11 protein-coding genes are annotated in these 14202 nt (G+C 55.4%); 5 read left to right on the plus strand and 6 right to left on the minus strand.

The window, feature by feature from the left end; genetic code table 11:
• Positions 1–17: 17 nt before the first annotated feature.
• The 3 genes from DW56_RS18150 to DW56_RS18160 all read right to left on the minus strand — a co-directional run bounded on the left by DW56_RS18150 (position 18) and on the right by DW56_RS18160 (position 3943).
• Positions 18–1973: a putative bifunctional diguanylate cyclase/phosphodiesterase gene (locus DW56_RS18150; RefSeq protein WP_029590139.1), complete on the minus strand. Its 1956-nt coding sequence runs from the start codon at positions 1971–1973 to the stop codon at positions 18–20.
• Between the two features lie 17 nt (positions 1974–1990).
• Positions 1991–2485, minus strand: a complete 495-nt coding sequence (locus tag DW56_RS18155; protein ID WP_024552708.1) for a putative pterin-binding protein — start codon at positions 2483–2485, stop codon at positions 1991–1993.
• Positions 2486–3370: 885 nt separating this feature from the next.
• Positions 3371–3943, minus strand: a complete 573-nt coding sequence (locus tag DW56_RS18160; RefSeq protein WP_024562127.1) for a DUF4142 domain-containing protein — start codon at positions 3941–3943, stop codon at positions 3371–3373.
• Positions 3944–4406: 463 nt separating this feature from the next.
• Between DW56_RS18160 and DW56_RS18165 the strand changes: the two genes are divergently transcribed.
• Complete coding sequence (locus DW56_RS18165) at positions 4407–5171, plus strand: gamma-glutamyl-gamma-aminobutyrate hydrolase family protein (RefSeq protein ID WP_024552706.1); 765 nt, start codon at positions 4407–4409, stop codon at positions 5169–5171.
• A gap of 48 nt (positions 5172–5219) precedes the next feature.
• Here the strand turns inward: DW56_RS18165 and DW56_RS18170 are convergent, their stop codons facing one another.
• The 3 genes from DW56_RS18170 to DW56_RS18180 all read right to left on the minus strand — a co-directional run bounded on the left by DW56_RS18170 (position 5220) and on the right by DW56_RS18180 (position 8433).
• Positions 5220–6608, minus strand: a complete 1389-nt coding sequence (locus tag DW56_RS18170; protein ID WP_024552705.1) for an APC family permease — start codon at positions 6606–6608, stop codon at positions 5220–5222.
• Positions 6598–6780: a hypothetical protein gene (locus DW56_RS18175; RefSeq protein WP_024552704.1), complete on the minus strand. Its 183-nt coding sequence runs from the start codon at positions 6778–6780 to the stop codon at positions 6598–6600. The genes DW56_RS18170 and DW56_RS18175 overlap by 11 nt, the downstream gene beginning before the upstream one ends.
• A gap of 234 nt (positions 6781–7014) precedes the next feature.
• Positions 7015–8433: a glutamine synthetase family protein gene (locus DW56_RS18180; protein WP_024552703.1), complete on the minus strand. Its 1419-nt coding sequence runs from the start codon at positions 8431–8433 to the stop codon at positions 7015–7017.
• Positions 8434–8648: 215 nt separating this feature from the next.
• Between DW56_RS18180 and puuD the strand changes: the two genes are divergently transcribed.
• The 4 genes from puuD (at position 8649) to DW56_RS18200 (ending at position 12948) form a co-directional block, all read left to right on the plus strand.
• The gene (gene puuD / locus DW56_RS18185; RefSeq protein WP_024552702.1) at positions 8649–9416 is read left to right on the plus strand and encodes a gamma-glutamyl-gamma-aminobutyrate hydrolase; all 768 of its coding nucleotides are present in this window, start codon (positions 8649–8651) and stop codon (positions 9414–9416) included.
• Between the two features lie 23 nt (positions 9417–9439).
• Positions 9440–9997: an HTH-type transcriptional regulator PuuR gene (puuR, locus tag DW56_RS18190; RefSeq protein ID WP_024552701.1), complete on the plus strand. Its 558-nt coding sequence runs from the start codon at positions 9440–9442 to the stop codon at positions 9995–9997.
• A 180-nt stretch (positions 9998–10177) separates the two neighbouring features.
• Positions 10178–11668, plus strand: coding sequence for an aldehyde dehydrogenase PuuC (gene puuC, locus DW56_RS18195; protein WP_024552700.1), 1491 nt, complete (start codon positions 10178–10180; stop codon positions 11666–11668).
• Positions 11668–12948, plus strand: a complete 1281-nt coding sequence (locus DW56_RS18200; RefSeq protein ID WP_024552699.1) for an NAD(P)/FAD-dependent oxidoreductase — start codon at positions 11668–11670, stop codon at positions 12946–12948. The genes puuC and DW56_RS18200 overlap by 1 nt, the downstream gene beginning before the upstream one ends.
• Positions 12949–14202: the final 1254 nt, after the last annotated feature.

Consider the following 14202-nt stretch of genomic DNA (forward strand, 5'->3'; position numbering starts at 1 on the left):
AGCCGCCAGTCCGGGCTTTACAATTCAGGAATAGCGTTGGTAATTAACCCGTTTCTGATTTCCTCATCGACACAAGGCTGAGGTTTACCAAACAGATATCCCTGGGCGAAATCGCAACCCAGCGCCTGAAGACTTTGCAGTTGTTCCTGCGTTTCCACGCCTTCTGCAACCGCCTTCATATTGAGGGATTTCGCCATGCCCGTGATGAGCTTGATGATATTCAGCGCGTCTTCCTGAGTGGATATCGAATGCACAAAGGACTTATCTATTTTGATTTTGTCGAAGGCAAGCTTGCTCAGGCGCGAAAGTGAAGAGTAGCCCGTACCAAAATCATCAATGGAGATTTTCACGCCCAAATCTCTGAGCTTGTTCAGCGTATTCATCGGCGTAGCGCTCTCAGTAAAGAGAGAGGATTCCGTCACTTCCAGTTCAAGACGGTCAGCCGGAAGCCCTGTTTCTTTCAGAATGGAGAGCACTATGCCGGCAAAGGCTTTGCTGCTTAGCTGTACAGGCGAGACGTTAACTGAGATTTTAGCCGGAACCGCCCAGCAAGCCGCTTCCCGGCAGGCCATTTCAAGCACCAGTTTCCCCATCTCGTTAATCATTCCGGTTTTTTCAGCAACGGGAATAAAACTATCCGGCGAAATAAGACCCTTCAGAGGATGTCTCCAGCGAATCAGGGCTTCATAACTGTAAATTTCCCGGCTGAACGAATCGACAATCGGCTGATAATAAACCACGAATTCTTTGTTCACTAATGCCATTGCCATATCATGCTCAAGGGTTCTGCTTTCTTGCAGCTTGTCTAACATTCGCTGGCGGAAGACTTTTATTTTCCCCGGGCCTTCATTTTTGGCTTCATAAAGGGCCAGGTCGGCAAGTTTATAGAGATAGTCGGAGCGGCGTTCAGTGTCTGAAATAACAATACCAACAGAGGTGGTGATATTTATAATCGTATTATAAATCGTGTAGGGCTGATTAATAGAATGGCATATTTTTTGGGCTCGTGAAACCGCGCTGCTCTCTGTCAGGCCGCTTGAGAGAAACGCAAACTCATCGCCACCTAAGCGATAAAGCGTATCTGAATCCAGGCTCATCGACACCAGGCGGTGGGAAATCTGGCGTAATAACATGTCTCCGGCGTCATGACCATAGGTATCATTCACCTCTTTGAAGCGGTCTAAGTCAAATAACATCACCGTTACAGACGCGTTATTTCCTTCTGCCGCTTCAATGGTTTTATTCAGATTATCCCAGAAGAACTGGCGGTTATTCATGTCGGTAAGCGAGTCATGGTAAACGTCATATTCCAGTTTCGCATTCTGGATTTGCAGTTTCTCTTTAGATTCCTGTAGCTCTTCAGCAAGCGTCTTAACCTGAAGGTGCGCCTTGAGGATATTTCTGTTCTGGTAGAATATCAGAACGCCCAGAATCGCACTCAGTATGATTAGCAGTACAGACGTCGCTGAATAGATATAATAGAGCGTTTGAATTTTGTGATTCGCATTATTAATCGAATTCACATCCTTATTTAATGCACCCGATGAAAGGCGGCCCAGCGGCGTGTCCAGCGCATGCATTTTTTTCAGGTACGCCTGAAGCTCTGCACGGTTCATTTGTTCAAGATGAACATCCAGATAATTAAGCGTATTTTCAAGTTGTGAAGCCAGTTCATTATGCGTTTTATTGCTTTCTATAAAGCGCCCCAAATCGCCTTCTTTTACCAAGTCACTCTGGCTGAGCATAATATCAAGACGCAGGCGTACATCATCGATCTTCATAGAATCATCGATAGTATAAAGACCAAGCCAGGATTCGAAGCGGTAATATTCGGATACCAGCTGTGCAGCAGACCATGAATCGGTGTAATGCGTCAGTTTCTGTAGCTCTTGCTGCCTTTCATGCACAAGGAAAGATATATACCCGGTAGATATAAAAAGAAAAAATATAATACCAGCCAGTATTCTGTTCATGATGCGCTTCTGAGCCCCTACTCAATGTTCATTCTGCTGACCTGCCATGCTGACCTTGAATAATAAATCTGATTATTCAGTTCAGGTATGCTGTCATAGGGATAAACAATGAATAGCGGGCCTTTATCCCGGATACGCATATACTCTCCGTTGATTTTTACCGCCAGGATTGCATTGTATTTCCTGAAATCACTGAGAGGGATAACGGTGGTGTAGTCATTGAGCGCGGTGACCTTAACAACAGTCCCTTTCGCCCCGACATAATCCATGAGTTTTTGCAGCGGAATACCCGTAAACTTAGTGCGGCCATTATACCAGGGAGAAGTGGTCTGGAAACTTACCATGCCCAGTTTCTCAAGGCCTTCGATATCAAAAACGGCTTTCCCGTCTTCATTTGTATTTTCTATATTACCGGAGAGGGTTAAAAGGACTTTACCACCAGGTTTGGGAAGTTGGCCCGCCCAGACGTGTACAGAGACCAATAAGCTTAACAACATGACGATTAACCGCATTCTAACCTCATCTCTCATCCGGATATAAAAGAATTATAATTTAGTTAACAAGCCATTTATATATGCTGGGTGGATATTATTGGTTTAAAAAGCCCATGCATGCGTTAACCCATTAAAATCAACAGGTTAATTTTTTTTTAGGTTTTTAAATGATGTTTAAGCAAGAGCGGCAGTGTTATTTAAGATGCGATTAATCTTATGTCTTTGTACAAAAAAAAGACACCTGATGAGTCAGCGCAAATAATCACACTGCTGCAAGAATTGAGTAGGATATGCAGCGACAGCTTATCGCGGTTTGTCTCACGCCAGATCACACCGTTGATGATTGCTCTTCATTCCAGTAGCAGGTGTTCCCTGCCCCGGTTGATTGCTCACAAGTTCGGCTTGCGCATTCGTTTTCACCGGCATGAACGAGACCGTATTCAAGCGGCGCTAATTCCATGGCTGGCTCCAATGCCAGCGCCCGGTTCGCCAGCGCCACAACAGGCTAATGATTGCCGGGATGCGCTGGAGATTGCCAAAACGCCTGGCGAAACCGCCAACAGAGACGGGCAACGGTTTATAAACCGGGAATGGTAAGGCCGGGCTGCATCGTTGCCGGATGGCTAAAAATGCGATGAGCGGATGATGGCGCTGAACAAGAAGCGATCCCTCGCCTGTCTGCGCCCTGTAGCCTGCCGAACGGCTACTGCGGGTGGATTCTGGTCGTTAACAGGTAAAGCGAGTGCCAGTTTGCGGCGCCACCGGGCGAGCATCGATCGGCACATGTTCGTCAAAGCGGCCCCGTTCTATAACACCGTCCACAATGGCGCTCCCACCGTGACGCCTGAACACCCCGTTAAGGTCGCTGGATAATCTCCCCACCGAGCGACCTGTTTAGTGACCTTAATTCATTTTCATATCCTGGGCGGCCTTCAGGTGCTGCTCCACCACCGGCGTGTGCGCATCAGCCAGGGCCTTCACATCCGGATCCTTGATATTCGTGGCGTCGCTTTGCAGCTTCGACAGCACCATTTTGTGATCTTTGGTGCCCGCGTTTTCCATATACATTTTGTCAAAGGCGTCGCCGCTCTGCTTTTCCAGTTCAGCAGCCATGGTTTTATGCATCGCATCCGGCTCCGTCGGCAGCGTCACGCCCTTTTGCTGGGCGACCGCCTGTACTTTGGTCAGCGCGTTGCCGTGATCATCAACCATCTTCTGAGCGAATGCTTTAACGTCGTTGCTTTGCGCCTTGTTCAGCGCGATCTTAGCGGCGGCGATTTCATTGACATTGGCCTGCGCCATGTCCATTAACGCTTTTTCATCGCCGGAACTGAGCTTCCCGCTCGATTGGGTCTGGCCTGCGGCACCACTCTGCGCGGCGCTGGTCTGCGTCTGGGCTTGCACGCCGACAGTGACGAACATTGCTGCTACTGCCGATACGGTCAGCAGTTCTTTCAAGGTTTTACGCTTTTGCATTTTGTTCTCCTGAGGGTCATGGGTAAGGTTTGCGTCAAGTGATTAACCGTGGGCAGCCTCGTAGGTAAATGACAACTGCAATGGTCAGTATAGTGCATCAACGCGTTAAGCCAGCACGTTACGTTATATTCATCCGCAAGGGCGGCAGGAAATGACGAAAAAAGCGAAGCGGGAAGTGCATTATTGGGGAAATTAATGCAGACATAAAAAGCTAACGATGCCCGTTTTCCATTCAAAGCCCCCCTGTCACGCTTCGAAAGAGAAACAGCGGCTTTCAGAGCGGGTTGAAAGAGACGCAGAACAGGCGAAACCCGTGCTGCGTTGATAAGCTTGATTTTTACCGCCTTTCCCGCTCAACAAACGAACCCCGTCATTCCCGCCAAAAGCGATTAAAATTAGTTCTTATAACAGACGCGGGAATGCCCGTAACACGCGCAGGCGCCAGAGCGCCAGGAGAACGGCTATGCAACAACCTTTAATCGGCGTGACCGCCTGCCGCTGGGAGCATAACGGTCAATTTTTTCATGTGGCCGGGGATAAATACCTGCGCGCCGTGGTGTTTGGCGCCAGCGCCCTGCCGGTGATCGTGCCTGCGTTTGGCGACCTGATCGCGCCGGAAAGCTGGTTCGCGCGGCTCGATGGCCTGCTGTTTACCGGCTCGCCAAGCAATGTTAACCCGGACCTTTACGGCCATACGCTGCACATTCTTAACACCCACAGCGACACGGCGCGCGACGCCACCACCCTGCCGCTACTGCGCGCCGCCATTGAAGCGGGCGTGCCGCTGCTCGCCATCTGCCGGGGTTTTCAGGAGCTGAACGTGGCGATGGGCGGCACGTTGCACCAGGCGGTGCATACCGCAGGCCCGTGGGCGGATCACCGTGAAAACCCGGATGCCGATCTCACGGAACAATATGGCCCGGCGCATATCATTCATACCGAGCCGGGAGGCGTGCTGGAATCGCTCGGCCTGCCGCCGAAATTTGAAGTGAACTCCCTGCATACCCAGGGCATTGAAACGCTGGCGCCGGGCTTGCGCGTAGAGGCGCGCGCGCCGGATGGCCTGGTTGAAGCGGTGTCGGTGGAAAAGGCCCGCGCCTTCGCCGTTGGCGTGCAGTTCCATCCGGAATGGCAGGTACAGCATAACCCCCATTACCTGACGTTGTTTCGCGCTTTTTCCAAAGCCTGTATGGCGCGCGCAACGCGCCGGGCGCAGGGGGAAATTTAAACGGCTGAGCATAGCGGGCGCTGCACGCGCCCGCTATGCAGGATGCCGCTACTCGCTCACGCTTTCCGCCTGCTCGCCCTTAAACATCGGCGGCGGCTGGCGAAAACGTCGGGTCAGCCACGTCAGCCAGCCAAGGCCCAGCGCCGCCCAGATAAGCCCCATCACCAGCGAGCTTTTCTCCAGGTTTAGCCACAGCACCGCCACCGTCAGCGCGCCCACCAGCGGCAACACCAGATAGTTCAGCTTGTCGCGCCAGGTTTTGTTGCGCCCTTCCCGCAGGAAGAAGTGGTTTATCACCGAGAGGTTTACAAAGGTAAAGGCGACCAGCGCGCCGAAGTTAATCAGCGCCGTGGCGGTTACAAGGTCAAAAGAGAGCGCCGTCAGCGCTACAATTCCCACCAGGATGACATTCAGCGCTGGCGTGCGCCATTTCGGGTGAACATAGCCAAACACCTTTTCCGGGAAAACGTTATCGCGCCCCATCACATAGAGCAGGCGCGACACGCTGGCGTGCGAGGCGAGACCCGATGCCAGCGTATTCACAAAGGTGCAGCAGAGAAACACAGACTGGAACAGCTTGCCGCCGACATAAAGCGCAATCTCCGGCAGCGCGGCATCCGGTTCTTTAAAGCGGCTCATGGTCGGGAAGAAAAGCTGAATAAAGAACGAGGCGGCGATAAAGATAACCCCGCCGTATAACGCCGTCAGGAAAATCGCCCGGGGAATGGTTTTACCCGCGTTGGGCGTCTCTTCCGAAAGCGTGGTAACGGCGTCGAAGCCCAGAAACGAAAAGCAGACTATCGTCGCCCCGGTAATAATAGGCAGCAGCTGCGCATTTTCACTGACAAACGGCGAGAGCGACCAGACCGTCCCCACCCCTTCGCCTTTATGCAGCCCATGCACCACGAGGAAGATAAAGACCACGATGATCGCCACCTGCACGCCGACAAAAAGCGTGTTGAAGTTCGCCACCAGATTAACGCTCTTGAGATTAGCGATAGTCATGATGCCGACGTACAGCACAACCCAGATCCACTGCGGCACATCCGGGAACATGGCGGAGAGATAGAGCTTCGCCAGCAGCACGTTGATCATCGGCAGGAAGAGATAATCCAGCAGCGATGACCAGCCGACCAGAAAACCCACATGCGGGTTTATCGCCTGCTGAGCGTAGGTGTAGGCGGAGCCTGCGGTAGGAAAGCGCTTTACCAGCTTGCCGTAGCTTATGGCGGTAAAGAGTACGCCCGCGAGCGCCACCAGATAAGAGGCGGGCACGTGGCCGTTGCTCAAGCCCGAAACGATGCCGAAGGTATCAAACACGGTCATCGGCGTGAGATACGCAAGGCCCATCATCACCACTTGCCAGAGCTTCAGCGATTTGCGCAGCTGCGGTTTCGCCGCCGCGGACGCGACATTGAGATCGTAATTAATCGCCATGCCGGATCCCCTCTTTTGTCTCTGCGCCAGAGACGTTGGGGAACCCGTCAGACGAACACGGGGAGATGTGGCGTGGGGAAAGCTTTTGGTTATCACCGCCGGAAAACGGCCCGTATTTGCTGCGGCTCAGGCGGATGCCTGTGCGCGGCGGATAGACATAAACATACACCATCTCTTTTTCCTCGTAACGTATCCTGAACGTCGTAGTCAACCGTAGCCGCGCTTCGCTCCTTCGCGCGACGTCGGAAAAAGCCGGCCTGTTCCGCCCGGCAACGCTCGCCGCTTTCTTCCACAGAAGCGGCGTATTCTCTTTTGTCGGACTGCGGCCTCGACAGGGTATTACGGGTAAAAACTTCCCGGCCTGCGCTATGCAGGCAGGGAAGCGAGGTTGATTGTCAGCGGAAAATCAGGCGTTTTTCAGCATCCACTCAATTTCGGTTTCGGTGATCAAACGCTCAAACTGGATAAGCTCATCGTTCTTGCAGGCGTGGAACACGTCGCAGAAGCGGCCGCCGAGCAGTTCGCGCATGGCGGGATGAACCTGGAATTCGTAAAGCGCATCGCTTTGACGAATCGGGAATGGCGTGCCCTCTTGCTCAAGACCGTTACCCTCGACGGCCTCCGGCAAAGGGAGGTCATTATCCAGACCATGCAGGGCGCCTGCAAGCACTGCGGCCATCACCAGATAAGGATTGGCATCGGCGCCAGCGACCCGGTATTCAACCCGGTGGCTGTCGCGGTCGCCGCAGGGGATACGCAGCGCTACGGTACGGTTGTTATGCCCCCATGAGGCTTGCGTCGGCACATACATGCCAGGCTGGAAACGGCGATAGGAGTTAACGTTAGGGGCGAGCAGCGCCATTGAGGCGGGCATCAGGTCTATCATCCCTGCCAGCGCCTTCTTTAATATGCCGGAGTCTTCGCCGTTCGCGTCCGCCAGCACGTTTACCCCTTTATCATTCACGACGCTAATGTGGATGTGCATGCCGCTGCCGGCGTGCTCTTCATAAGGCTTGGCCATAAACGTGGCCTGCATGCCGTGCTTCTCGGCCACCTGGCGCACCAGGCGTTTAAGCGCCAGCGCGTGGTCGCAGGCTTGCAGCACGTCGCTGGTATGATGCAGGTTGATTTCAAACTGGCCGGGCGAGGCTTCCGCCACTGCGCCGTCGGCGGGGATCTGTTGCAGACGCGCCAGCTCGTCAATATCGTTCAGCACGTCGGCGAAGCGGTCAAGGTTGTCGACGGAGTAAACCTGGCTTTGGGTATTGCGATCCTGGGTGCCGGGCGCGCACGGCGGCTGAAGATACCCTTCGGCGTCGCGCTGGCGGTCAATTAAATAGAACTCCAGCTCTACCGCTACCACGGGGAACAGCCCGCGCTGGCGCAACTGCTGCCAGAGTCGGTTAAGCACGTTCCGTGGCTCAACGTCAAAGGGAGTACCATCTTCATCCTGCATCGTCAGCAGCAACTGACCTATATATTCAGGATCGGTGGTCGACGGCACCAGCGTGCCGGCTACGGGTACGCAGCGGCGATCCGGTTCGCCCAGCTCCTGCCCCAACCCCGCCTCTTCTACTACATTGCCTAAAATGTCCATCGCGAAAACCGAGGCCGGGAAATAGCACCCTTTCTCTGCTTTGCGCAAGCCTGCTACGGGAATGCGTTTGCCGCGAAAACAGCCGTTTAAATCTGTGAGCATCACGTCGACATGTTCGGTCAGAGGATAGCGCTCCAGATAGGCTTTTACTTCGCGAGCAAACGCACTGCTTCGCCTCTCTTCATTGTGCTGCATGAAATTCTCGACTTCTACGATATTGGTTTCCATGATTCACCGCCGTTGTTGCCAGGAGTCCCGGTCTGTTGACTGCGACCGTTCGATATAATTTCCATTTTTAAAATTTAGATGCAACTGAAATGTTTTTCAAATGTTAAATTACGTTTGAATTTTAGTTACGCCGCTGCTAGATTGAGAAAATATTGAACAACAGACGAAGCATTACCGTTATTTGTAAATAATTTAGTCCATCAGGCGAGGGCAAAATGGGCAATATATTTTACAGACCTCTCATTGGAGTGGTTATGTGCAGGAACAGGATAAAAGGACATTTAAGTCAAACTTTGCAAGAAAAGTACCTGGACGCTGTGCTTCACGCAGGCGGCCTTCCTGTTCCTTTACCGCACGCGCTGGCGGAACCGGAACTTCTGACTACGCTTCTCCCGCAGCTCGACGGCATTATGCTGCCGGGCAGCCCCAGCAACGTTCAGCCGCACCTTTATGGTGAAAACGGCGATGAGCCTGACGCCGACCCCGGGCGAGACACATTGAGCATGGCGCTGATTGAAAGCGCGCTCGAAAGGCGCATCCCCCTTTTCGCCATCTGCCGGGGCTTGCAGGAATTGGTTGTCGCCACTGGCGGAACGCTATATCGTCGGCTGTTCGAGCAGCCGGAGCTTCTTGAACACAGAGAGGATCCGGAACTGCCTTTGGCGCAGCAATATGCGCCCTCTCATGAAGTTCAGGTACAGCCAGGCGGCTTAATCTCCCGCCTTGTACCGGGTTGCAACAGGTTCTGGGTTAATTCATTGCATGGCCAGGGCGTGAGAACGCTGGGCCCTCGCCTGCGCGTGGAGGCAAGGTCAACCGACGGGCTGGTGGAAGCCGTGAGCGTCGAGGACCACCCTTTCGCGCTCGCGGTCCAGTGGCATCCGGAATGGAAGAGCGATGAATATGCCCTTTCGCGCCTGTTGTTTGAGGGTTTTATCACCGCCTGTCGGGGATACCGGGCAGAATTACGACCGCCCGCCTGACACTGACTTAAGGAAGCAAAAATATGAGCGATATCACCCTGGCGCCGGGGAAGCGTTTAGCGCAGATCCGCCAGCAACTGGGTTTGTCGCAGCGCCGCGTCGCTGAACTTTCGGGATTAACGCACAGCGCTATCAGCACCATTGAGCAGGATAAAGTCAGTCCGGCCATCAGTACGCTGCAAAAGCTGCTGAAGGTATACGGGCTGTCGCTGTCGGAGTTTTTTGCTGAACCAGAGAAACCGGACGAACCGCAGGTGGTTATCAATCAGGACGATTTGATTGAGATAGGCAGCCAGGGCGTCTCGATGAAGCTGATTCATAACGGTAACCCTCATCGCACGTTGGCGATGATTATTGAAACGTACCAGCCCGGCACCACGACCGGAGAAAGAATTAAACACCAGGGGGAAGAGATAGGCACGCTGCTGGAAGGCGAAGTGGTGCTGGCGATAAACGGCCAGACTTATCACCTGGCGGCAGGACAAAGCTATGCCATCAACACGGGCATACCCCACAGCTTCAGCAATACCTCGGCCGGGATTTGCCGCATCATCAGCGCGCATACGCCCACCACCTTCTGATAGCCGAAAAGCGCGTTTTCGGTTAACGAAGCAGGCCGAACGCGCCTCACCGCAGGCTGCATAACTGTAAAAGCAGGCCCGGGATTTTTATTAAAAATCTCCCGCGGCCCCGCTTTGCCCAAATTCCGTGACGTACCGGCGGAATGATTCGATAACACGTTGAATTTCAAAGGAGCACTTATGGAGTTTCATCAACTGGCTTACTGGCGGCAGCAGGCGAAACAGCTTGTCGCGCAGGGGCGCTTATTTATTAACGGCGAATACAGCGACGCCCTGAGCGGCGAGACGTTCGCCACCCTTAACCCGGCGACAGGCGAGAAGATTGCCGACGTCGCGCGCGGCAAGGTGGAAGATGTAAACGCTGCCGTAAGCAGCGCCCGCGCCGCTTTTGAACGCGGCGACTGGTCTCAGGCTTCGCCCGCCGCCCGCAAACAGGTGCTGAACGCTTTCGCCGCGCTAATGGAGCAGCATCACGAGGAGCTGGCGTTGCTGGAAACGCTTGATACCGGCAAGCCGATTCGCCATAGCCTGCGTGATGATATTCCCGGCGCCGTGCGCGCCATTCGCTGGTACGCCGAAGCGGTTGATAAAGTCTATGGCGAAGTCGCGCCGACAGGTGACAGCGAGCTGGCGCTGATCGTGCGCGAGCCAGTCGGCGTTATCGCTGCGGTCGTCCCCTGGAACTTCCCGCTGCTGCTGGCCTGCTGGAAGCTCGGCCCGGCGCTGGCCGCGGGCAACAGCGTCATCCTCAAGCCGTCTGAAAAATCGCCGCTCACCGCCCTGCGCATCGCCGCGCTCGCCAAAGAGGCGGGGCTGCCGGACGGCGTGCTGAACGTGGTGCCGGGCTTTGGTCACGAGGCGGGCAGCGCGCTGGCGCAGCATCCGGATGTCGACGCCATCGCCTTTACCGGCTCCACGCGCACGGCGAAACAGCTTTTAAAAGATGCCGGCGAGTCGAACATGAAGCGCGTCTGGCTCGAAGCGGGCGGCAAGAGCGCCAACATCATTTTCGCCGACTGCCCGGACCTGAAAAAAGCGGCGGCGGGCGCGGCGGCGGGCATCTTCTATAACCAGGGGCAGGTATGCATCGCCGGTACGCGGTTGCTGGTTGAGGAGAGTATTCGCGATGCGTTTCTGCAACTGCTCGCTGAACAGGCGCAGGCGTTCCAGCCCGGCGACCCGCTCGACCCGCAATGCGTCATGGGCACGCTGATCGACGAAAGCCACGCGCAAAGCGTGCGCAACTACATTGCGCTTGGCCTTGAGCAAGGGGCGCAGTTGTGGCTTGACGGGCGCGACGCGTCGCTATCCGCTGGCATCGGCCCCACTATTTTTACCGGCGTGGGCAACGACATGCGTATCGCCCGGGAAGAGATTTTCGGGCCTGTGCTGGCCGTCACCACGTTTACCAGCGAAGACGAAGCGCTGCGGCTTGCCAACGACAGCGACTACGGGCTGGGCGCCGCCGTCTGGACGCGGGATCTCTCCCGCGCCCATCGCCTCTCCCGCAGGCTGAAAGCGGGTTCCGTTTTCATCAACAACTATAACGACGGCGATATGACCGTGCCATTCGGCGGCTACAAGCAGAGCGGCAACGGCCGCGATAAGTCGCTGCATGCGCTGGACAAATTCACCGAACTGAAAACCATCTGGATCGCCCTGGAGCCTTAATCATGGAACATGTAAAAAGCTACTACGCCGCGAGCGCCAACGCGCATGCCCCCTATCCGACCCTTACCGAATCGCTGGAATGCGATGTTTGCGTGGTGGGCGGCGGCTATACCGGTCTTTCATCCGCGCTGCATTTAGTCGAGCAAGGGTATGACGTGGTGCTGCTGGAGGCGGCGCGCATTGGCTTTGGCGCCAGCGGGCGCAACGGCGGCCAGATTGTGAACTCTTACAGCCGCGACATTGATGTGATTGAAGAGCGCTACGGCGCGCCGACGGCGCGAATGCTCGGCAACATGATGTTTGAAGGCGCGCAGATTATCCGCGACCGCATTGCTCGCTACGATATTCAGTGCGATTACCGCCCAGGCGGGCTCTTTGTGGCGCTCAACCGCAAACAGTATCTGGGGCTGATTGAGCAAAAAGCGAACTGGGAGCGTTACGGCAACAATCAGTTGGAATTGCTGGACGCCGACAAGGTGCGCGATGAGATTGCAAGCAATCGCTACAGCGGCGCGCTGCTCGATCACAGCGGCGGCCATATTCACCCGCTCAACCTGGCGCTGGGCGAAGCCGAGGCGATTCGCTTACAGGGCGGGCGCATTTTCGAGCAGTCTGCCGTGGTGAAAATCGAACACGGTCAGCCCGCTATCGTGAAAACCGACAAGGGGCAGGTGAAGGCGCGCTATGTGATCGTGGCCGGCAACGCCTACCTTGGCAGCAAGCTGGAGCCTGCGCTGGCGCGTCGCAGCATGCCGTGCGGCACCCAGGTGGTGACCACCGAGCCGCTGGATGCGGATGTCGCCGCTTCGCTGCTGCCCAGTAATTATTGCGTGGAAGATTGTAATTACCTGCTCGACTATTACCGGCTGACGGCGGATAACCGCCTGCTTTACGGCGGCGGCGTGGTTTACGGCGCGCGCGACCCGGACGACATCGACAGGTTGATTATGCCGAAGCTGCTGAAAACCTTCCCGCAGTTGAAAGGGGTGAAAATAGACTACCGCTGGACGGGAAATTTCCTGCTGACCCTCTCGCGCATGCCGCAGTTTGGCAGGCTTGAAAACAACATTTATTACATGCAGGGCGACAGCGGCCACGGCGTGACCTGTACCCACCTGGCAGGCAAGCTTATCTCGGAAGCGCTGCGCGGCGACGCGGAACGATTCGACGCCTTCGCCACGCTGCCGCATTACCCTTTCCCCGGCGGGCGTTCATTCCAGATCCCGTTTACCGCCATGGGCGCGGCTTATTACAGTCTGCGGGACAGGTTGGGGGTGTGATGTTCGCGCGGGGGCGCGGCGCCATTTGCCTGATGGCTTTGTGGAGGTGAGTATGCGCGGACGGTGAAGGGTTCCGTTCGCCGGAGCTGTTGTTGGCTGGGTCTATGTAAGGCAGGTGAAAGGTTCCGTTCGCTATGGAGTCTGCTGTTTGGGTTTATGTGAGGGTGGTGAAGGGTTCCGTTCGCTAAGGCGTTGTCTTTATATGTTCGCTTTTCTCACGCGAACGTGCCAGGGGGCTTCGCCGCCAGCCCCCTGGCAACCCCGGCTCCCGGCTCGCAAAATCGACCCCTTCGGGGCAGACCTTCCGGCCTGGCATCTGGCTTCGGGTCGGTCCTGACGGTGCATCCCTGCACCGACATGACCTCACGCCGGTTCCCTCCGGCGTGCCCCGGCCATCTGCCAGCCCGGAAGGCGATTTTGAGGCCGGATAAACGTCACCGCTGACAGGTAAATGGAAACAGTAACGCAAATGTTGCTGTGAAAATGCTCGTGTTAGTACTCACTTACCCTTGAGCAAAAGTCACTTTCAGGCCCATTAAAACACCCATATCGCAGCGAGGTTTGGTTCCGGTTTTGAAACTGCCTGAGACAGGTGGCGCTGCGCTTAGCCGCCCAGCGCAAGACACCCTTCTCCATGGGCAAAAGCCGCTTTCAGACCCGTTAAGACACCCGCGTTGCAGCGAGGTTTTGTTCCGATTTTGAAACTGCCTGAGACAAGTGGCGTGTGCTTAGCCGTCAAGCACAAGGAACCTTTTTCCCTGGGCGGAAGCCACTTTCAGGCCCATTAAAACACCCATATCGCAGCGAGGTTTGGTTCCGGTTTTGAAACTGCCTGAGACAGGTGGCGCTGCGCTTAGCTGTACAGCGCAATGCATCCTTCTCGTTGGGCAAAAGCCGCTCTCGGCCTCAGTAAAAATTTTACATCGCAGCGAAATTTGGGTCCGGCCTCAAAATCGCCTCAGCTTTTTCACGGTGGCCGGGGCGCACCGGCTGGACCCGGTGCGAGGGCATGTCGGCACAGGGACGTGCCGTCATGCCCGACCCGAAGCCAGCGGGGAAAAGATGAGGTTTCCCGCTTCAGCGGGCGATTTTGCGTGCCGGGAGCCGGGGTTGCCAGGGGGCTGGCGGCGAAGCCCCCTGGCACGTTCGCGTGAGAGGTGATTACATATAAAGACAACGCCTTAGCGAACGGAACAATTCACTACCCTTACATAGTCCCAACCAACAACCGCCCCAGCGAACGGAACCATGCCC

The organism is Franconibacter helveticus LMG 23732 (assembly GCF_000463115.2).
Lineage (GTDB): Bacteria > Pseudomonadota > Gammaproteobacteria > Enterobacterales > Enterobacteriaceae > Franconibacter > Franconibacter helveticus.

What these genes read in the sequence shown, in the direction of transcription:
- DW56_RS18150 (WP_029590139.1), bottom strand. Translation starts at nt 1,973, where the DNA reads ATGAACAGAATACTGGCTGGTATTATATTTTTTCTTTTTATATCTACC.
- DW56_RS18155 (WP_024552708.1), bottom strand. Translation starts at nt 2,485, where the DNA reads ATGCGGTTAATCGTCATGTTGTTAAGCTTATTGGTCTCTGTACACGTC.
- DW56_RS18160 (WP_024562127.1), bottom strand. Translation starts at nt 3,943, where the DNA reads ATGCAAAAGCGTAAAACCTTGAAAGAACTGCTGACCGTATCGGCAGTA.
- DW56_RS18165 (WP_024552706.1), top strand. Translation starts at nt 4,407, where the DNA reads ATGCAACAACCTTTAATCGGCGTGACCGCCTGCCGCTGGGAGCATAAC.
- DW56_RS18170 (WP_024552705.1), bottom strand. Translation starts at nt 6,608, where the DNA reads ATGGCGATTAATTACGATCTCAATGTCGCGTCCGCGGCGGCGAAACCG.
- DW56_RS18175 (WP_024552704.1), bottom strand. Translation starts at nt 6,780, where the DNA reads ATGGTGTATGTTTATGTCTATCCGCCGCGCACAGGCATCCGCCTGAGC.
- DW56_RS18180 (WP_024552703.1), bottom strand. Translation starts at nt 8,433, where the DNA reads ATGGAAACCAATATCGTAGAAGTCGAGAATTTCATGCAGCACAATGAA.
- puuD (WP_024552702.1), top strand. Translation starts at nt 8,649, where the DNA reads ATGGGCAATATATTTTACAGACCTCTCATTGGAGTGGTTATGTGCAGG.
- puuR (WP_024552701.1), top strand. Translation starts at nt 9,440, where the DNA reads ATGAGCGATATCACCCTGGCGCCGGGGAAGCGTTTAGCGCAGATCCGC.
- puuC (WP_024552700.1), top strand. Translation starts at nt 10,178, where the DNA reads ATGGAGTTTCATCAACTGGCTTACTGGCGGCAGCAGGCGAAACAGCTT.